Here is a 17,569-nt window from a genome sequence, read left to right as displayed (position 1 = left end):
TGCGGTAGGTCATCGCGAGTAGTAGTTGAATCGTGAACTATACCCGCCAACCGCGATGGCCTCGCAGCTATTCCATAACACCGATCCCGTGAAGTTCACGCCTTGACTTGTGAACTTCACAGATGGTTTTGTTTTAAGCATCATGAACGACGTGATCTCTCACCGCCGCCGCCCCGTGATCGGCGTCTCGCTGAAGCTGTACTTCGGTCTCGCCGAGACCCGGAAGTGGCTCGCGGACGTCGCCGCGCTGGCGGAGACCGCCGCGCTCGGCGCCCGGCCCGTCGACCTCTTCGTCCTCCCCGCATTCCCGGCGCTCGCCGACGCCCGCGAGCTGCTGGCCGGTACGGGCGTGGCCTTCGGCGCACAGGACGTGCACTGGGCCGAGTCCGGCCCGTGGACCGGCGAGGTCTCCGCCGGGATGCTGGCCGAGGCCGGCGCCACGTACGTCGAGGTGGGGCACGCCGAGCGGCGCGCGCACTTCGGCGAGACCGACGAGACCGTGCGCGCCAAGACCCGCGCCGCCACCGCCGCCGGGCTGGTCCCCGTCGTCTGCGCGGGCGAGCGGGACGGCGCCGACCTCGGGGCGGCCGTCGAGGAGACCCTCACGCAGGTGCGGGCCGCGCTCTCGGGCGCCGTGCCCGGCAGTGAAGTGGTCATCGCGTACGAGCCGGTCTGGGCCATCGGCGCCGCCGACCCCGCGCCCGCCGATCACGTCCTCGCGGTGGCCGCCGCGATCCGCGCGTGCCTGGACGCGCACGACGTACGCGGCCGCCTGATCTACGGCGGCACCGCCGGGCCCGGTACCTACGCCCGGCTCTCCGCCGGCCCCGTCGACGGCCTGTTCCTCGGCCGGCTCGCGCACGACACCGAGGGCCTGCGCCGCGTACTCGACGAGATCGCCCCCGCCTGACCCGCCGCCCCGCACCCACCCGGAGGAGACCACCATGCAGGACCCGCAGACGGAGCAGTCGTACCGCATCGCCATCGGCTGCGACGACGCCGCCTTCGCGATGAAGGACGCGATGATCGCGCACCTGGAGGAGCGCGGCCACACGGTCACCGACCTCAGCGCGACCCCTGACGAGGACTACCCGGACGTGGCCGAACGGGTCGCGCGCAGCGTCGCCCGCGGCGAGCACGAGCGCGCCGTCCTCGTGTGCGGCACCGGCATCGGCATGGCCATCGCCGCCAACAAGGTGCCCGGCATCCGCGCCGCGCAGATCCCGGACAGCTACAGCGCCGAGCGGGCCCGCAAGTCCAATGACGCGCAGATCGCCTGTTTCGGCAGCCGCACCATCGGCGTGCACGCCGCGCTGGTATGCCTGGACCACTGGCTGGTCTCCGACTTCGCGGGCGGCGGTTCGGCGCCCAAGGTGGAGAAGATCAAGCAGGTCGAGTCCCGCAACCTCGTCGTCCCCGCCTGAACCACCGCTCCCCCATCCCTCCTTCGAAAGGTGGTAGCACCATGCGCGCCGTAGTCATCGAGGAACCGCAGAAGCTCTCCGTGACCACCGTGCCGGACCCGACGCCGGGCCACGGCGAGGTCGTCGTGAAGGTCACCGCCGCCGGGCTGTGCGGTACCGATGTGCACATGCTGGCGGGCGAGTTCGGGCCCACCAAGTACCCGGTGATCCCGGGGCACGAGTTCTCCGGCGAGATCGTCGCGGTGGGCGAGGACGTCACGTCCTTCGCCGAGGGCGACAAGATCGCCGCCGACCCGGCGATCTACTGCGGCGCCTGCCACTTCTGTGCCATCGGCCGCGGCAACCTCTGCGAGCAGTGGGGCACGATCGGCATCACCGTGGACGGCGCCGCCGCCGAGTACGTGAAGGTACCGGCCCGCAACTGTTACCGGCTGCCGGAGACCGTGGAGCTGCGGCACGCCCCGCTCATCGAGCCGCTGTCGACGATCGTGCGCGGCTTCGACATCGTCGACCCCAAGCTCGGCGACAACTTCCTGATCTACGGTGCGGGCACCATGGGCCTGCTCTACATGCAGGTCGCCCAGCGCGCCGGTGCGGGCTCCGTCTCCGTCGTGGACATCAACGCGGACCGCCTCACGGTGGCGAAGAAGCTCGGCGCCGACCACGTCGCCACCAGCGCGGACGACCTGGAACGGCGGCTGGGCTGGGAGGTCGTCACGGACTGCACCGGCAACATCAAGGCCATCGAGGACGGGCTGACCCGGCCGATCAGGGGCGGCACGTTCCAGCAGTTCGGCTGCGCCCCCGACCAGGAGCTGGCGAAGTTCTCGCCGTTCCGGATCTACAACGACGAGATCCGCATCGTGGGTTCGATGGCGATCCTGCACAGCTACGGCCGCGCCGTGGAGCTGCTCGGCAAGGGTGTCATCGACTCCGAGACGATGATCACCCACCAGTTCGCGCTGGACGAGTACGCCGAGGCGCTGGAGACCTTCAAGCGCGGCACGGGCCGCAAGCTGCAGATCGTCCCGGACAAGGCCCCGGCGTAATCGGCCGGTCCGGCTTATCCGGCCAGTCCGGCCAGCTCGCAGCCCGCGTGCAGGAAGGCCCCCACGCCGAAGTCCGCGGTCGTGCCGGGGCCGACGGGCTGGCTGGACTCGGGGCGGTCGCCGACGCCCTGGACGTAGCCGAGGAACCCGTCGGCGTGCACGGCCGTCCCGGCGAGGCCCTGCCAGGCGCGCGCCACGACCGGGAGGTACTGCGTGCGCGGCACGAGCCGGGCGCGGAGGGCGTAGGCGGTGGCGTACAGGAAGAAGGACGTACCGCTGGTCTCGGGGCCGGGGAGGTGCGCGGGATCGGCGAGGTTCACATTCCAGAACCCGTCGGCGCGCTGGACGGCGCGGAGCGCGGCCAGTTCCCGTACCAGGGTGGCGCGGTACTCCGGGACGTGCCGGGCGCCAGCGGGCAGGGTCTTGAGCGTCTTGACGTGGCCGCCGGCCACCCAGCCGTTGCCGCGCGACCACAGGACGGGCCTGCCGTCCGGGGAGGCGATGCCGCCGGGGAGGAAGCGCTTGTCGCGGTACCAGAGGCCGGTCTCCGGGTCGTACAGCCCGGGGCCGCCCTCGGCCGTCTTCGTGTGCGTGTAGAGCGCGTACAGCTTGTCCCAGTAGGCGGGTTCGGCGCGCAGCCGGCCTATTCGGGCGAACGGCGGCATGGCCATGTGCAGCGCGTCGTCCCACCACCAGTCGTCGTTCTTCTCCGGCCGGTCGGTGAAGACCATGCGGTGCAGGAAGTCCTCAAGAGCCGCGATCTTCCCCTGCTCGGGCTCCAGTTCGTACAGGTCGAGATAGGTCTGCCCGGCGCAGTGGTCGTCGGCGTGGCGGGTGGTGACGCCGTTGTGCAGCGCGTAGTCGTGGCCTTCGGCCCAGCCGCGCGCGTAGGTGAGGTAGCGGGCGTCGCGGGTGAGCCCGTACAGGGCCATCAGGCCGCTGAAGAACGTGGCGCGGGCCCACTGATTGTCGCCGGGGTCGGCGTGCGCGCCGATCCAGTGGTCGGCGACTCTGCGCAGTACGGCGGTGATCTCCGCTCTGGAGGGGAGATCACCGGCCGGGGCGACGGCCGTCGCCGCGCGCGCCGCGGTGGCCGGGAGCGCCGGTGCGGCGGCGAGCGCGGCGCCGGCGGCGAGAACGCGGCGCCGGCCTACTGATCGTCCGAGGTGCCCCAGGTGTGCCATGCGTACGCCCTTTCCGCCGACGGAAGTCACGTATGTGAACATCGTTCACCGATGCGGCGCAAGAATGGCACGCCAACTCCCGTCGGCGGAAGGGGAATTGCAGGCGGAGCGCTCAGATCTTGGTGCCGCGCCCTGCCCAGTACGGCTCGCGCAGTTGCCGCTTGAAGAGCTTTCCGGACGGGTCGCGGGGCAGCGTCTCCTCGAAGACGACGGCCTTGGGGACCTTGTACTTGGCCAGCCGGGCCGCGACATGGGCGCGGACGTCCTCACCGGTGAGCCCTGCGCCGGGGTCGGCCTGTATGTGCGCGGCCAGCGCTTCGCCGTACTCCGCGTCCGGGATGCCGAACACCGCGGCGTCCCGCACCCCGTCCAGCGCCAGCAGGCACCCCTCGATCTCGGCCGGGTAGATGTTGACCCCGCCGGAGATGACCATGTCGTTGAGGCGGTCGCTGAGGTAGAGGTAGCCGTCCTCGTCGAGGTGGCCGACGTCGCCGATGGTGACGTAGCCGGGGAGCGCCGCCGACTCCATCGCGACGCGCTTGGCGGGGTCGCCGAGGTAGGTGAAGCGCGGCCAGGTGTCGGCCGGTCTGAGGTAGATCGTGCCGGTCTCGCCGGGCGGCAGCACCCGGCCGTCCGGGCCGAGCACGGCCACCCCGCAGGTGCCCTCGGCGTGCCCGACCGTGCCTGGGTGGGCCAGCCACTGCTCGCTGTCGCACCAGGTCACGGCGCCGGTCTCGCTGCCGCCGTAGTACTCGCGCAGGATCGGCCCGAGCCAGTCGATCATCGCGTGCTTGACGTGCGGCGGACACGGTGCGGCCGCGTGCACGACCGAGGTGAGGGAGGAGAGGTCGTACCGCTCGCGGACCTCCTTGGGCAGCCGCAGCAGGCGCACCAGCATGGTCGGGACGACCTGCACCTGCTCGATACGGTGCGCCTCGATCAGCCGCAGGAACTCCTCGGCGTCGAAGCGCGGCATGAGCGTGATGTCCAGGCCGCAGGCGACCGCGAGGACGGCGTGCTGGCTGGGCGATGCGTGGTAGAGCGGCGCCGGGATCATGGTGCGGCCGCCGGGGCGCACGGCGAAGTAGGAGAGGAAGCTCGCCACGGCGTCGGGCAGGTCGGCGGCGCGTACGGGGTCGCGCAGCACGCCCTTGGGGCGGCCCGTCGTGCCCGAGCTGTAGATCACCGTGGAGGGGCGGTCGGGGGCCGGGTCGTTCAGCGGCGCGAAGCCGGCCAGCCAGTCGTCCAGTACCGGGTGCGCGCCGCTGACCGGTGGCGCCGTGAAGCCGCAGGCAGCGGCGACGCCTTCGGGCACGGGCGCCTCGATGACGTGCACGCCGGCGGGGAGGTGGGCGGTGACGGCGGGCAGCATATCGGTGTGGACGAAGGCGGCGCGGCTGCCGCTGTCGGTGAGGACGTGGCGCAGGTCGTCGTGGCGGAAGTGCCAGTTGACGGGGACCGCCGAGATGCCCGCCTGGGCGGCGGCCGTGGTGATTTCGAGATAGGCCGGTTCATTGCGCATCACGACCGCGATCCGGTCACCCGGCGCGATCCCGAGGGCGCGCAGCCCGGTCGCGATGCGGGCGGTGCGGTCGTGGAAGGCGGGGTAGGGGCGTTCGTGGCCTGCGGAGCGGATGGCGGCGGGTGCAGACGCGAGATCCATGCAGCCTCCAATGATTTTCGGCTCGCGCACATACAACCAACCGCACGGGAGGTTGACCAGAGTGCTGACGGCACGTCAGTGAGGCGAAGGGGAGTAACGCGGGCGCGCGTCGGGGGGCCGTCGCGGGGGCCCGCTCCTATGCTGAGGAGGCATGAAGCCCAACGACATGCTGCGCCGGCACGGCGAGGCCATCGAGCTGTTCGGGGACCGCGTCCACGCCGTGGGCGACGACCAGTGGGACGCCGCGACACCCTGCACGAACTGGACGGTGCGCGACCTGGTGAACCACCTCACCGCCGAGCAGCTGTGGGTGCCGCGGCTGGTGCGGGACGGTGCCACGATCGAGGACGTCGGCGAGGAATTCAGCGGCGACGTGCTGGGCGAGGACCCGGTCGCGACCTGGGACCGGGCGGCGGTCGCCGCGGTCGCGGCGTTCACCGAGCCCGGCGCACTGGACCGGCAGGTCCACCTGTCGTACGGGGACAGCGGCGCGGCCGCGTACTGCAGTCAGATGACCATGGACGCGGTCGTGCACGCCTGGGACCTGTCACGGGCCGTCGGCGCGTCCGAGGAACTGCCGGGAGTGCTGGTGAGCACGGCGCTGCACGAGGTCGAGCCGTACGCCAAGGAGCTGAGCGAATCGGGGCTCTTCGCCCCGCCGGTCGAGCCGCCGCCGGGCGCTGATGACCAGACCCGGCTGCTGTGCCTGCTGGGCCGCCGTCCGTAGGCGACGGCCGGGAAGAATACGCGTCGAAACGTGCCGGCCGGGATCACCCGGCCGGCCGTACCCGTCAGTCGATGCCGCGGAAGATGTGCTGCTCAGCCGTGGATTCATCGTCGCAGCCCGCCAGGTGGACCGGGGCGCAGCGGCTCCAGACCTCGAGGTTGCGCACCTCCCGGATGCGCCCCTGGCGCTCGCCCTGCTTCGGTCGGGGCTGCTTGCTGATCGTCTGTTCCGCTGCCACCACGCACTCCTTAGCCAAAGGGATGAGGTACTTGACGCGGTGGCGCCGTGTGCACAACCGGGACTTCGGCCATGGTCGTGGCGCATCCCGCGACGGGCCGAGGATGTCGGCATCTCCCAGATAGGTCTTCCGTCGCCCCCCAGCCTAACGACATGGGTTCCCCGCTGCGCGGTAATTACCGTCGATAGGGTTACAGGACGGAGAAACTGCCCCCGTACGGCCCGTTTCAGCCACTCCGGCGGCGGGCCGCGGTGGTACGGATAGGCGTGTGGAGTGGTTCCCGGCGCCCGAGTACTGGCTGGGCCGGCTGGTCTTCCAGCGGGCCCTGGCCGCGCTGTACGTGATCGCGTTCGTGTCGGCGGCGCTGCAGTTCAGGGCGCTGATCGGGGAGCGCGGCATGACCCCGGTACCGGACTTCGTGCGTCGCGTGCCCTTCCGGGTGGCGCCGTCGGTCTTCCACTGGCGCTTCTCGGACCGCTTCTTCGCGGGCTGGGCGTGGGCGGGGGCGCTGCTGGCGGCGGCCGTGCTGGCGGGCGCGGCTGACGCCGTGCCGCTGTGGGCGTCGATGGTGTGGTGGGCCGCGCTGTGGGCGATGTACCTCTCGATCGTCAACGTGGGTCAGACCTGGTACGGCTTCGGCTGGGAGACGCTGCTCCTCGAAACGGGCGCGCTCGCGGTCTTCCTCGGCAACGCGCGCACCGCGCCGCCCGTCCTCGTCCTGTGGCTGCTGCGCTGGCTGCTCTTCCGGCTGGAGTTCGGCGCGGGGCTGATCAAGATGCGCGGCGACCCGTGCTGGCGCGACCTGACCTGTCTGTACTACCACCACGAGACGCAGCCCATGCCGGGCCCGCTGAGCTGGTTCTTCCACCACCTGCCGCGGCCGCTGCACCGCGTCGAGACGGCCGCCAACCACGTGGCGCAGCTCCTCGCGCCCGTCCTCCTCTTCACCCCGCAGCCGATCGCCACCTGGGCGGCGCTGGCGATGATCGCCACCCAGCTGTGGCTGGTGCTCTCGGGCAATTTCGCCTGGCTGAACTGGGCGACGATCGTGATCGCGGTGTCCGTCGTCGACGCCTCGGCGGTCGGCCTCGGCGACCTCGTCGGCCCGCCGGCGGACCTCGCCCCGCCCCCGCTCTGGTACGAGATCCTGGTCATCGCCATGACCGCGGGGGTCCTGTACCTCAGCTACCGCCCGGCGCTGAACCTGATCTCCCGGCAGCAGCGGATGAACACCTCCTTCGAGCCGCTGCACCTGGTCAACGCGTACGGGGCGTTCGGCTCCATCACCCGCGTCCGGCACGAGGTCGTCATCGAGGGCACCGCCGACGAGGTGATCACCGAGGACACGGAGTGGCGGGAGTACGACTTCAAGGGGAAGCCCGGCGACGTACGCCGGATGCCGCGGCCCTTCGCGCCGTACCACCTCCGCCTCGACTGGCTGATGTGGTTCGCGGCGCTGTCGCCGGGCTACGCGGGCCGCTGGTTCGGCCCGTTCCTGGAACGGCTCCTCGAGAACGACCGCGACACCCTGCGGCTGCTCCGCCGCAACCCCTTCCCTGACGCGCCGCCCCGGCACGTACGGGCGATGTTCTACCGCTACCGCTTCACGACCTGGCGGGAACTGCGGGAGACCGGCGCGTGGTGGCACCGGGAGCCGGTACGGCAGTTCTTCCCGCCGACAGCTCTGCGCGGAAGGCCCTGACCATGTCGCGGGCGTGCCGCAGCCCGATCCGGGTGACCTCGCGCTCGACATCGTCCAGCTCGGCGAGCACCTCGTCGTACGGCCATCCCGTCCGCGCCCGGGACTTCACCAGCCCCAGCCGCGCGAGCGCGCTGCCGCGCGGCTCGGACATGGACCGGAACTGCTCCAGCGCGCCGCGATAGACGGCAGCGGCCTCTTCGTACCGCCCCGCCCGGTACAGCACGTTCCCCCGCATCTTGCGGTTGTACGCCAGCGCCCCGGCGAGATCCAGCTCCCGGCACAGCGTCTCCCCCTTACTGAGCAGCCGCAACGCCTCCTCCGTCGCCCCCAGCACGGACCGCACGTCGGCCACGCCCCGCAGCGACCACGCGAGCCCCCGTACGTCCTCGGCGCCCTCCGCGATCCGCGCCGACTCCTCGAACAGCTCCAGCGCCTTCCCGTACTCCCCCGTGTTGCGGTGCATCTGCGCGATCCCGGACATCGCCCACACCATGTGGCGGGCCTCGCCGTGCGCCCTGGCCTGCGCCAGCAGCTCTTCGTGCAGCTCGGCGACGGCCTCGTAGTCGCCCTGTATCCGGCCGGTCTCGGCGAGCCCGGCCAGCGCGTACCCATGGGCGAGGCGGTCGCCGCCGTGGTCGGCGAGCTCGACGGCCGCCGCGAGCAGCCGCCGGGCGAGCGCGAGCCGCCCGCATTGACGGGCGAGGGTGCCCCCGCTCCACAGCGCCCAGGCCATGCCGCCGGCGTCCTGCGCGGTCCGCGCACTGCGGTAACTGGCCCGCCAGGCGTCCCCCGCCTCCGCCACCCGCCCGAGCCGCCGCCCGGCCTCCGCCTCCGCGAGCGCGGCCCGCGCGGCGTCCCCCGGCGTCCCGGCGGCGCCCCGCGCTCTCCGCGCCGCGGCCAGCACGTCCTCGTACGAGGAGTTCACACTCAACTCCGCCCCCAGCTCCCCCTGATACTCCGGAGCGAATGCCTTCCCGTACATCGCGAGCCTCCTGGTCATGTCCGTGGTCCGCCCACGACGCTATGCGCCGGAAACCCCCGCACACGTCCCTCCACCTGCGGTGATCGCCCTCCATCGGGGGATGTACGGACGACCGGCCGATCATCTTGGAGATGTACGGGGTGTCCCCTAGGGGTCGGCCCGGTGAGCGGAGCCCATAAAGCGGTTGACCTCAAGTGCGGTTGAGTCAGGAGGATGAGCGGGCCGCATCACCGGGTGCGGTGTTCCCCGTGTGACGGGAGAGGTATGTCGTGAAGGCAGCAGCGATCAATTCCTTCGGTGGGCCCGAGGTCGTCGAATTGCTCGACGTGGAGACGCCGACGGCCGGCGCGGGGCAGGTCCGGGTGCGGGTGAAGGCCGCCGGCGTGCAGGCCGCCGACTGCGCGGTGCGCGGCGGATGGACTCCTCCGGGCCAGGCCCTGGCCTTTCCGCAGAAGATCGGCAATGAGTTCGCGGGCGTCGTCGATCAGGCCGGCGAGGGCGCGGAGCGGTTCCCGGTGGGGAGTGCGGTGCTGGGGTGGGCCATGCTGGCGGGCCACGCCGAGTACGTGGTCGTTCCCGTCGAGCAGATCGTGGCGAAGCCCGCGTCGATGCCCTGGCCGGTCGCCGGGTCGCTCTCCGCTTCCGGGCAGACCGCGCACACCGCGCTGGAGAGGCTGAAGGTGGGTGCCGGTGACACGCTGCTGGTCCATGCGGCGGCCGGGGGCGTGGGCACGATCGCCGTCCAGCTCGCGAAGCGTTACGGCGCCACCGTCATCGGCACCGCGGGGCCGCGCAACCACGACTACCTGCGGTCCCTCGGGGCGATACCGGTGGCGTACGGTGCGGGCCTGGCGGACCGGGTACGGGAGTCGGCACCGCAGGGGGTCACCGCCGCCCTGGACGGAGCCGGCGGCGATGCGGTCGACGTCTCGGTGGAGCTGGTCGGGGACCGCGAGCGGATCGGCACGCTCGTCGCTTTCGAGCGCGTCGAGGAGCTGGGCATCCTCGGGCTGTTCTCGCAGCGTTCCGCTGGACGGTTGCAGCAGCTCGTCGATCTTTACGCCGAGGGTGGGCTGCACGTCGAGATCGCCCGTACGTTCCCGCTCGCGGAGGCCGCGGACGCCCACCGCGCGGTCGAGACCCGGCACGTCCGGGGGAAGATCGCCCTCGTGGTCGAGGACTGAGGGATGGCTGGAGGCAGGATGCGGGCCGGCGAGTGCGCGATCGACGGGGAGCTCGTGCGCCGGCTGGTCGGCGCACAGTTCCCGGACTGGGCGGGGCTCGGCGTCGAGCCGGTGGATTCGGCGGGTACGTCCAATGCCATGTACCGGCTCGGCGGGGACATGGTCGTGCGGCTGCCGCGCGTCGCGGGTGCCGCCGACGATGTCGCGAAGGAACACCGGTGGCTGCCGCGGCTCGCCCCGCGGCTGCCGGTGGCCATTCCGGTACCGCTGGGCAAAGGCGTGCCCGGCGAGGGATATCCCTGGCACTGGTCCGTCTACCGGTGGCTCCCGGGCGGGAATCCGGCCCTCGGTCGCGCACCCCAACTCGGTCTTGATACCGGCCTGTTCGCCGAGGATCTGGCCGGGTTCGTCGGCGCGCTGCGCCGGATCGACACCGCCGGTGGGCCGCCCTCGTACCGCAGTGAGCCGCTGGCGGCGCGGGACGCCGCGACGCGCGATGCGGTGGAGGCGCTGCGTGGGGTCATCGACACCGCCGCGGCGACCGCCGCGTGGGAGGAGGCGCTGCGGGCCCCCGCGCCGGCCGGGCCCGCGGTGTGGATCCACGCGGATCTGCAGCCGGGGAACGTCCTGGTCGAGGGCGGACGGCTGAGCGCCGTCATCGACTTCGGGTGCCTGGGGCTGGGCGACGCGGCGGTCGACCTGATCGCGGCGTGGTATCTACTGGCGGCCGACGCGCGCGCCGTCTTCCGTACCGCCGTGGCGGCCGACGACGCGGCCTGGGCGCGGGGACGCGGCTGGGCGCTGTCGGTCGCCCTAGCCGAGCTGAGCTACTACCGGGTCACGAATCCGGTCATGGCGGCCATCGCCCGGCAGGTCATCGGGGAGGTCCTCGACGATCACGCGTGACCCGGCGTCACACCACCGGCTTGCGGCCCCAAGCCGAGATCAGGGGTGCCATTGTCAGGTCGAGTTCGCCGGTGGCGATGTTCGCCAGGTGGGCCTCGATCTCCTCGTCCGTGGCGAGGCCGGCGTCGGTCAGGCGGTCGCGGAGCTGCCGTACGGTCGCGGCCTCCAGGGTGGCGCAGGCCGGTGAGGTGACGGGGAAGTATGCGTCGGCCGCGACCTCGGTGAGGCCCGACTCGCGCAGCAGCCGCGGCAGGGTACGGCCGAAGGCCAGGTCGGCGCCGCGCCGGGCGAGCAGTTCGCGGGAGCCGCGCCGCAGGCGGTTGGCCAGCCGCTGTGCGGGCCCGTACTCGTCCAGGCAGCTCAGCGGCTGCAGCGCCGGGTCGGCGTCCTCCAGTACGAGCAGGCCGCCAGGGCGCAGCGCGCGCACCATCGCTTCGAGGGCGGCCGCGCGCTCGGGTACGTGCACGAGGACCAGCCGCGCGTGCACCAGGTCGAACGGCCCGGCCGGCGGTTCCTCCGTCCCCACGTCGTGGCGCGCGACCTCGAACGCGGCGTCCGGTGGCATCCAGGACGTGTCGATGTCGGTGGCCAGTACGCGGCCGGTGGGCCCGGCCCGCTCGGCCAGCCAGGCCGGGACGCCGGGACTCCCCGCCCCCACCTCCCAGCAGTGCCAGCCCTCGGTCACGCCCACCGCCGCCAGGTGCCGGAAGGTGACCGGGTCGAAGAGCTCGGACAGCGCGTCGAAGCGCTGGCCTGCCTCGGTCTGCTGGTTGTCGAAGAGGTATCCGTCGTCGCTCGCCACCGGATGATCGTAGGCCGCCCCAGGCGCCGGACCGTCGGCCGCCCCGCCCGGCGCGCCCCCGGCCGTGCGGGATAATGCGGCCATGCGCATCTCAGCCAGGGCGGACTACGCGGTACGGGCCGCGCTGCAGCTCGCCGCATCCACCGACGACGGGCCGCTGAAGGCCGAGGCCATCGCCGCCGCCCAGGAGATCCCGCACAAGTTCCTCGAAGGCATCCTGAACGACATGCGGCGGAGCGGGCTGGTCCGCAGCCAGCGCGGCGGCAACGGCGGTTACCGGCTGGCCAGGCCGGCCGCGGAGATCAGCATCGCGGAGGTCATCCGCGCGGTGGAGGGGCCGCTGGTGTCGGTGCGCGGCGTCCGGCCGCCGGAGCTGTCCTACACCGGGCCCGCCGAGTCGCTGCTGCCGCTGTGGGTCGCGCTGCGCGCCAACGTCCGCCAGATCCTGGACGGCGTCTCACTGGCCGATGTCGCCTCTGCCCAACTGCCCCCGGAGGTCCTCGGGTTGACCGAAGCGCCGGAGGCGTGGACGAATCCCTGAGGGCCCCCGCCCACCTGCTGATTCTCGTATAGCGAGACGCGCTAGTCCATCATCCGAACAGGCCCTTGTCGTCACGGCCTTTCGCGCCCAGTATTCCTACCAATCCAGTGGGAAACATAGGGAAGCTGTGAGGTAGCCGTGCGTACGCTGATCCTGTTGGCCTTGGCCGGGCTCGGGGCCCAACTCGTGGACGGCAGCCTGGGCATGGCCTATGGCGTCACCTCCACCACCCTGCTGCTCGCCGTGGGCACCAACCCCGCGGCCGCGTCCGCCACCGTCCACCTCGCCGAGATCGGCACCACCCTCGCCTCGGGCGCGGCACACTGGCGCTTCGGCAACGTCGACTGGCGCGTCGTACTGAAGATCGGCATCCCCGGGGCCGTCGGCGCCTTCGCGGGCGCGACCTTCCTCTCCGCCCTCTCCACCGAGCTCGCGGAGCCGGTGATGGCCCTCGTCCTGCTGGGGCTCGGCCTGTACGTGCTGACCAGGTTCACCTTCTCCGGGCTGCCCACCGGCAATCTCGGCAAGCCGCTGCGCAAGCGTTTCCTGTCCCCACTCGGGCTGGTCGCCGGGTTCCTGGACGCCACCGGGGGCGGCGGCTGGGGGCCGGTCGGCACGCCGGCGATCCTGGCCAGCGGGCGCCTCGAACCGCGCAAGGTCATCGGCTCCATCGACACCAGCGAGTTCCTGGTGGCGGTCGCGGCCAGCCTCGGCTTCCTCGTCGGCCTCGGCTCCGAAGGCGTCAACTGGCTCTGGGCGCTGGCCCTGCTGGCCGGCGGGCTCGTCGCCGCGCCGATCGCCGCCTGGCTGGTGCGCCACGTACCGCCGCGCATCCTCGGCTCGGCGGTCGGCGGTCTCATCGTGCTCACCAATATCCGCACGCTGCTGCGGAGCGACTGGCTCGCCGCCGGTGACGCCGTCCAGTGGACGGTCTACGGCCTGGTCTACGCGCTGTGGGCGGCCGCCGTGGGCTACTCGCTCAGGGAGCACCGCCGCACCGCCTCGACCACACCGCGGCCCGCGGCGGACGCGGCGGACGTCCGTCCCGCCGAAGCCGGCACGGCGGGCCGGTGACCCGCGCGATGGCTCCGTACTCAGCGGCCCGATGTGCCGTCGCGCCGCCGCCGGCCGACGGGGAGCAGGACGGCGACGGGATCTGGCCGCGCGCCGTCCGGGAGGTCGCCGACGACCTCGCCGTCGACGCGAGCGCCCGCGACCGGGCGGGCAAGCCGCCGTCCGAAGAGGTCTCCCGGCTGCGCGAGGCCGGCCTGCCGGGCTTCCTCGCGCCGCCGGGCCCCGGCGGGCGCGGCACCGACTGGCGTACCGCCTGCGCGGCCGTACGGGAGATCGCGGCGGCCGACAGTTCGCTCGCCGAACTCCTCGCCCGCCACTACGTGTTGTCCTGGGGCCCGCGGCTCTTCGGCGCGCCGGAGCACGCGGCCCGCGTCGAGTCCCGGGCGGCGCGCGAGCAGTGGCTCTGGGCCGGCAGCACCGAGCCGCCCGGCACGCCGGCCGGGGCCGGGCTGCTGCTCACGCCCGTCGGGAAGAAGGCCGGACGGAAGTACGTACTGAACGGGCAGCGCGCCCTCGCCGCGGGCGCGGGCGTCGCCGACCGGCTCCTCCTGTCCGCCGCGCACGTCGACAGCGGCGAGACGGTGATCGTGGTCGTGGACCCGGCGTTCACCACCCTGTACCCGGAGGCTCCCGAAGGGCGGCTGGGCCAGCGGCTCACCGGGGCGGCCACCGTGGGCTGCGAGGACGTGCCGGTGGCGGCCGCGCAGGTGCTCGGCACCGTCCCGGGCGACGAGTACACCGTCTCCCCCTACACCGCGCTCGCCCCGCTCGCGCTCCGCCTGATCCTGCTCCACGTCGGGCTGGGCAACGCCGAGGGCGCCCTGGCCGAGGCGCGGGACATCAGCCGGGTGGCGCCGGGCGTCCATCCGTTCACCGACACCGGCAGCGGCGAGTACGCGACGGCGCCCGGCGAGGACCCCTATCTGCTCCTCGCCTACGGCGAGCTGGCGACCTCGGCGCACAGCGCGTCGTCCGTCGTCGACCGCGCGACGGACGCGATGGCGCAGGGCCTCCTGGCGGGCCCCGGGCTCGGCCCCGACGAACGCGCCGAGATCGCCTTCCTCGTCGCCGCCGCCGAGGCCGTCGCCACGGAGTCGGCGCTGCGCATCACCACGCGCGTCCTCGAACTCACCGCCGGGACCCAGGCCCCCTCCCCCGCGACCGACCCCGGCTTCGACCGCTTCTGGCGCAACGCCCGGGCCCTCACCGCCCGCAGCTCCCCGGCCCACCGGCTCCGCGACATCGGCGCCCACTACCTCAACAACGCACGCGCCGACCTCATGTGGCCGCCCGCAGCGCTTCGATGACGCGCTCGTCGGAGACCTGGGTGAAGTCGTCGTACCACTCACCGACCGACCGGAAGTCCGGCGGCCTGCTCAGGCAGACGAGGTCGTCGGCCTCCTCGGCGAGCGCGGCGGCGGTGGTCGGGGAGGCGACCGGTACGGCGAGGACGACGCGGGCGGGGCCGCGGCGGCGCAGGTTGCGCAGGGCGGCCCTGGCCGTCATGCCGGTGGCCAGGCCGTCGTCGACGAGGATCACCGTGCGGCCGGTGAGGACGGACTCGGCGCGCTTGCCGCGGTAGAGGTCCTCGCGGCGGTGCAGTTCGGTCCGCTCGCGGGCGACGTCGGCGGCCAGCTCGTCCTCGGCCAGGCCGAGGAACTGCAGGGCGCGGCGGTCGAAGACCGGCGGGTCCTCGCCGGCGAGGGCGCCGATGGCCAGTTCGGGCTGGCCCGGGGCGCCGATCTTGCGGGCGATGAAGACGTCCAGCGGCGCGCCCAGCTCGCGCGCGATCTCTGCGGCGACGGGCACCCCGCCGCGCGGCAGGGCCAGTACGAGGGGCCCGTCCGGCGCATCGGGCGTGTCCGGCGCGGCGGGCCGGTCCGCCGTGAGGTGCCGGCGCAGCCGCTGCGAGAGCTGCCGGCCGGCGTCTCTTCGGTCCGTGAAGCGCATGTGCTGTCTCCTTGGCGACGAAGGGGCGACAAAGGCGGTCGGGGAGGTGGGCAACAAGGGACGGTCGCGGTCATTGGCCGGTGGGCCAGGTCTCCTCCTCGCCCGTGTCGGCCGGGTGCTGCCGGGGCAGCGGGGTGAGCGCCCGGGTGGCGTCCAGGAAGAGGAACGCGTCGTACCGCTCGTCGAGCACGGTCGGGACGTAGTTGCCCCACTTCTCGCGCTCCGGGCGGTAGACCACGCCGATGGCCCGGTGGTCGCGCGGCATCCGCGTCCAGTGGCCGGGGCCCGCAGGGCGGTCGCCGGACGTGCCGGGCGACGGGGTCAGCAGGAAGAGCGCCGCGCCGCCGGGCAGCGCCCGGTGCAGCAGTTCCTCCGTACTGCCCGGCCGGGCCGCGGGGACGGTCATGGTCTGCGGCGGGGCGCCCCAGCTCTCCCCCGCCGTCACCGTGCCCTCGTACGACCCGAATCCGACGAGGACCACGCCGTCGGCGGCGTGCCGCTCGCGGACCAGTTGCCCGACGTTGACCAGCCCCGCCTCGGCCATGTCGGTGGCGCGGGCGTCCCCGACGTGCGTGTTGTGCTCCCACACCACCGCCTTGGCGGCCGGGCCGTGATGGGCCGTCAGCCGGTCGAGGGTGTCCGCCATGTGGTGGTCGCGCACGTTCCAGGAGTCGGGTCCGCCGCGCACCATCGCCCGGTAGTACCGTTCGGCCCCGGCCAGTACCTCCGCGTTCTGCCGCGCCGCGAGGTCGGCCAGGCTCCCGTCGGCGGCCCTGATGCGCTGTGCCCGTTCGCGGACCGCGACCAGCAGCCGGATCACCTCGGGCTCGCAGCCGCTGGGCACCAGGCGCGTGGCCAGCGCGTAGCTCTGCGGGTCCTCGGCGTACGGCTCGAAGCAGCGGTACGCCTCCAGTGCCTGTTCCACCTGCCCGGGGTCGTGCTCCCGCAGGTGGCCGAGTACGGCGTCCAGGGACTCCCACAGGCTGTAGACGTCCAGTCCGTAGAAGCCGACGCGCCGGTCCGGGGACAGCGCGTCGTTGTGGGCGCGCAGCCAGCGGGCTAACCGGGCCACGTCGGTGTTGGCCCACATCCAGGTGGGCCAGCGGCGGAAGGCCGCCAGCGCGTCGGCCGGGTCGGCGGGCGCGCCGGGCGCCCCGGTGACCGAGCAGTGCACGTCCTGGCAGTCCGGCCAGTCGCCCTCCACGGCGACGAAGGAGAACCCCTTCTCGGTGATCAGGCGGCGGGTCAGCTCGGCGCGCCAGTGGTAGAACTCGGCCGTACCGTGCGAGGCCTCGCCCACCAGGACGTACCGCGCGTCGCCGATCCGCTCCAGCAGCGGGTCCAGTGACTCGGGGCCGGTCAGCGGCCGGGCGCGGGCGGTGATCTCCGCGAGGTCCGCGGAGCCGGCCGCGGCGCTCACCGGAGGGCCTCCTCCCCGTGCGGCGGCTCTCCGGGCGCCAGGAACCAGTCCCGGGCCGCGATGGCGACCTGGTCCAGGGCGCCGGATTCGGGGAAGAGGTGGGTGGCGCCGGGAACCACGTGGGTGTGGCTCGGTGCCGACAGCTCGGCGGCGGCCTGCCGGTTCAGGTCCAGTACGGGTTCGTCGTGGCCGCCCACGATCAGCAGGACGGGGGCGCGTACCTGCTTCAGCGCGTCGCCCGCGAGGTCGGGGCGCCCGCCGCGGGAGACGACGGAGGCCACCCGTTCGGGGCGGGCAGCGGCGGCCACCAGGGCTGCGGCCGATCCGGTACTGGCGCCGAAGAGGTGCGGCCGCAGCCGTTCCGTGGCCGGGTGGGTGCCGAGCCAGTCGACCGCCGCGACCACCCGCTCGCCGAGCAGGGGGATGTCGAAGCGGTGCTCGCGGGTCACTTCGTCGACCCGGTCCTCCTCTTCCGTCAGCAGGTCCATCAGCAGGGTGGCCAGCCCTGACGCTTCCAGATAGGCGGCGACCCCGCGGTTGCGCGGGCTGTGCCGGGAACTTCCGCTGCCGTGCGCGAAGACGACCACCCCGTGGGCCGGTTCGGGCACGCGCAGGTCACCCGTCAGAGCGACGCCGCCGGCCGGTACGGACACCGATTCTTCGAAGGTCATCGGACTCTCTTCCGCTCTCTCGCTTGCGTGCACTCGCCTGCGGACACGGGTA

The 17,569-nt window shown here is 73.0% G+C and carries 18 protein-coding genes; 10 read left to right on the top strand and 8 right to left on the bottom strand.

Annotated features, from left to right (window positions below):
• Positions 1–151 precede the first annotated feature (151 nt).
• Genes ABT381_RS06405 through ABT381_RS06395 form a run of 3 tightly spaced genes read left to right on the top strand, consistent with a single transcriptional unit; the run spans position 152 to position 2,473 of the window.
• The gene (locus ABT381_RS06405) at positions 152–910 is read left to right on the top strand and encodes a triose-phosphate isomerase family protein (RefSeq protein WP_351588570.1); all 759 of its coding nucleotides are present in this window, start codon (positions 152–154) and stop codon (positions 908–910) included.
• Between the two features lie 34 nt (positions 911–944).
• On the top strand, positions 945–1,424 hold the full coding sequence (locus ABT381_RS06400; protein ID WP_351588567.1) for an RpiB/LacA/LacB family sugar-phosphate isomerase: 480 nt from the start codon (positions 945–947) through the stop codon (positions 1,422–1,424).
• 41 nt (positions 1,425–1,465) lie between these two features.
• Entirely contained in the window at positions 1,466–2,473 is a 1,008-nt protein-coding gene (locus ABT381_RS06395) for a zinc-dependent alcohol dehydrogenase family protein (RefSeq protein ID WP_351588564.1), read from the top strand.
• Positions 2,474–2,487: 14 nt separating this feature from the next.
• Here the strand turns inward: ABT381_RS06395 and ABT381_RS06390 are convergent, their stop codons facing one another.
• The gene (locus ABT381_RS06390; RefSeq protein ID WP_351588561.1) at positions 2,488–3,657 is read right to left on the bottom strand and encodes a glycoside hydrolase family 88 protein; all 1,170 of its coding nucleotides are present in this window, start codon (positions 3,655–3,657) and stop codon (positions 2,488–2,490) included.
• Between the two features lie 112 nt (positions 3,658–3,769).
• A complete protein-coding gene (locus tag ABT381_RS06385; protein ID WP_351588558.1) occupies positions 3,770–5,320 on the bottom strand; it encodes an AMP-binding protein in 1,551 nt (516 codons plus the stop codon).
• A 151-nt stretch (positions 5,321–5,471) separates the two neighbouring features.
• Here ABT381_RS06385 and ABT381_RS06380 point away from each other — a divergent pair, with 151 nt between their 5' ends.
• Positions 5,472–6,047 (top strand): TIGR03086 family metal-binding protein, encoded by a 576-nt coding sequence (locus tag ABT381_RS06380; RefSeq protein WP_351588555.1) that lies wholly within the window; start codon positions 5,472–5,474, stop codon positions 6,045–6,047.
• A gap of 64 nt (positions 6,048–6,111) precedes the next feature.
• On the opposite strand, the gene ABT381_RS06375 is transcribed toward ABT381_RS06380, so the two are convergent.
• On the bottom strand, positions 6,112–6,285 hold the full coding sequence (locus ABT381_RS06375; RefSeq protein ID WP_351588552.1) for a hypothetical protein: 174 nt from the start codon (positions 6,283–6,285) through the stop codon (positions 6,112–6,114).
• Positions 6,286–6,553: 268 nt separating this feature from the next.
• On the opposite strand from ABT381_RS06375, the gene ABT381_RS06370 reads away from it, so the two are divergent.
• The gene (locus tag ABT381_RS06370; protein WP_351588549.1) at positions 6,554–7,987 is read left to right on the top strand and encodes a lipase maturation factor family protein; all 1,434 of its coding nucleotides are present in this window, start codon (positions 6,554–6,556) and stop codon (positions 7,985–7,987) included.
• Here the strand turns inward: ABT381_RS06370 and ABT381_RS06365 are convergent.
• The gene (locus tag ABT381_RS06365; protein WP_351588546.1) at positions 7,890–8,969 is read right to left on the bottom strand and encodes a tetratricopeptide repeat protein; all 1,080 of its coding nucleotides are present in this window, start codon (positions 8,967–8,969) and stop codon (positions 7,890–7,892) included. The genes ABT381_RS06370 and ABT381_RS06365 overlap by 98 nt on opposite strands.
• Before the next feature lie 269 nt (positions 8,970–9,238).
• Between ABT381_RS06365 and ABT381_RS06360 the strand changes: the two genes are divergently transcribed.
• A complete protein-coding gene (locus ABT381_RS06360) occupies positions 9,239–10,153 on the top strand; it encodes an NADP-dependent oxidoreductase (RefSeq protein ID WP_351588543.1) in 915 nt (304 codons plus the stop codon).
• A gap of 3 nt (positions 10,154–10,156) precedes the next feature.
• A complete protein-coding gene (locus tag ABT381_RS06355) occupies positions 10,157–11,059 on the top strand; it encodes an aminoglycoside phosphotransferase family protein (protein WP_351588540.1) in 903 nt (300 codons plus the stop codon).
• Between the two features lie 7 nt (positions 11,060–11,066).
• On the opposite strand, the gene ABT381_RS06350 is transcribed toward ABT381_RS06355, so the two are convergent.
• Positions 11,067–11,861, bottom strand: coding sequence for a class I SAM-dependent methyltransferase (locus ABT381_RS06350; protein WP_351588537.1), 795 nt, complete (start codon positions 11,859–11,861; stop codon positions 11,067–11,069).
• 82 nt (positions 11,862–11,943) lie between these two features.
• On the opposite strand from ABT381_RS06350, the gene ABT381_RS06345 reads away from it, so the two are divergent.
• From ABT381_RS06345 to ABT381_RS06335, 3 genes are all read left to right on the top strand, one after another.
• Positions 11,944–12,402, top strand: a complete 459-nt coding sequence (locus tag ABT381_RS06345; RefSeq protein ID WP_351588534.1) for an RrF2 family transcriptional regulator — start codon at positions 11,944–11,946, stop codon at positions 12,400–12,402.
• 138 nt (positions 12,403–12,540) lie between these two features.
• Complete coding sequence (locus ABT381_RS06340) at positions 12,541–13,476, top strand: sulfite exporter TauE/SafE family protein (protein WP_351588531.1); 936 nt, start codon at positions 12,541–12,543, stop codon at positions 13,474–13,476.
• Positions 13,477–13,484: 8 nt separating this feature from the next.
• Positions 13,485–14,783: an acyl-CoA dehydrogenase family protein gene (locus ABT381_RS06335; RefSeq protein WP_351588528.1), complete on the top strand. Its 1,299-nt coding sequence runs from the start codon at positions 13,485–13,487 to the stop codon at positions 14,781–14,783.
• Here the strand turns inward: ABT381_RS06335 and ABT381_RS06330 are convergent.
• From ABT381_RS06330 to ABT381_RS06320, 3 genes are all read right to left on the bottom strand, one after another.
• Positions 14,755–15,426: a phosphoribosyltransferase gene (locus ABT381_RS06330; RefSeq protein WP_351588525.1), complete on the bottom strand. Its 672-nt coding sequence runs from the start codon at positions 15,424–15,426 to the stop codon at positions 14,755–14,757. The two genes, ABT381_RS06335 and ABT381_RS06330, sit on opposite strands and share 29 nt — an antisense overlap.
• A gap of 70 nt (positions 15,427–15,496) precedes the next feature.
• Entirely contained in the window at positions 15,497–16,846 is a 1,350-nt protein-coding gene (locus ABT381_RS06325; protein ID WP_351588522.1) for an erythromycin esterase family protein, read from the bottom strand.
• Positions 16,843–17,517 (bottom strand): dienelactone hydrolase family protein, encoded by a 675-nt coding sequence (locus ABT381_RS06320; protein WP_351588519.1) that lies wholly within the window; start codon positions 17,515–17,517, stop codon positions 16,843–16,845. The genes ABT381_RS06325 and ABT381_RS06320 overlap by 4 nt, the downstream gene beginning before the upstream one ends.
• Positions 17,518–17,569: the final 52 nt, after the last annotated feature.

This window comes from Streptomyces sp. NPDC000151 (genome assembly GCF_040301705.1).
GTDB lineage: Bacteria > Actinomycetota > Actinomycetes > Streptomycetales > Streptomycetaceae > Streptomyces.
This window is presented reverse-complemented; position numbering and strand designations above follow the sequence as displayed.

Bases quoted from the DNA above. Each gene is read 5' to 3' on its own strand.
- ABT381_RS06400 (WP_351588567.1), top strand. From the start codon at position 945: ATGCAGGACCCGCAGACGGAGCAGTCGTACCGCATCGCCATCGGCTGC.
- ABT381_RS06395 (WP_351588564.1), top strand. From the start codon at position 1,466: ATGCGCGCCGTAGTCATCGAGGAACCGCAGAAGCTCTCCGTGACCACC.
- ABT381_RS06390 (WP_351588561.1), bottom strand. From the start codon at position 3,657: ATGGCACACCTGGGGCACCTCGGACGATCAGTAGGCCGGCGCCGCGTT.
- ABT381_RS06385 (WP_351588558.1), bottom strand. From the start codon at position 5,320: ATGGATCTCGCGTCTGCACCCGCCGCCATCCGCTCCGCAGGCCACGAA.
- ABT381_RS06380 (WP_351588555.1), top strand. From the start codon at position 5,472: ATGAAGCCCAACGACATGCTGCGCCGGCACGGCGAGGCCATCGAGCTG.
- ABT381_RS06365 (WP_351588546.1), bottom strand. From the start codon at position 8,969: ATGTACGGGAAGGCATTCGCTCCGGAGTATCAGGGGGAGCTGGGGGCG.
- ABT381_RS06355 (WP_351588540.1), top strand. From the start codon at position 10,157: ATGGCTGGAGGCAGGATGCGGGCCGGCGAGTGCGCGATCGACGGGGAG.
- ABT381_RS06345 (WP_351588534.1), top strand. From the start codon at position 11,944: ATGCGCATCTCAGCCAGGGCGGACTACGCGGTACGGGCCGCGCTGCAG.
- ABT381_RS06335 (WP_351588528.1), top strand. From the start codon at position 13,485: ATGGCTCCGTACTCAGCGGCCCGATGTGCCGTCGCGCCGCCGCCGGCC.
- ABT381_RS06330 (WP_351588525.1), bottom strand. From the start codon at position 15,426: ATGCGCTTCACGGACCGAAGAGACGCCGGCCGGCAGCTCTCGCAGCGG.
- ABT381_RS06320 (WP_351588519.1), bottom strand. From the start codon at position 17,517: ATGACCTTCGAAGAATCGGTGTCCGTACCGGCCGGCGGCGTCGCTCTG.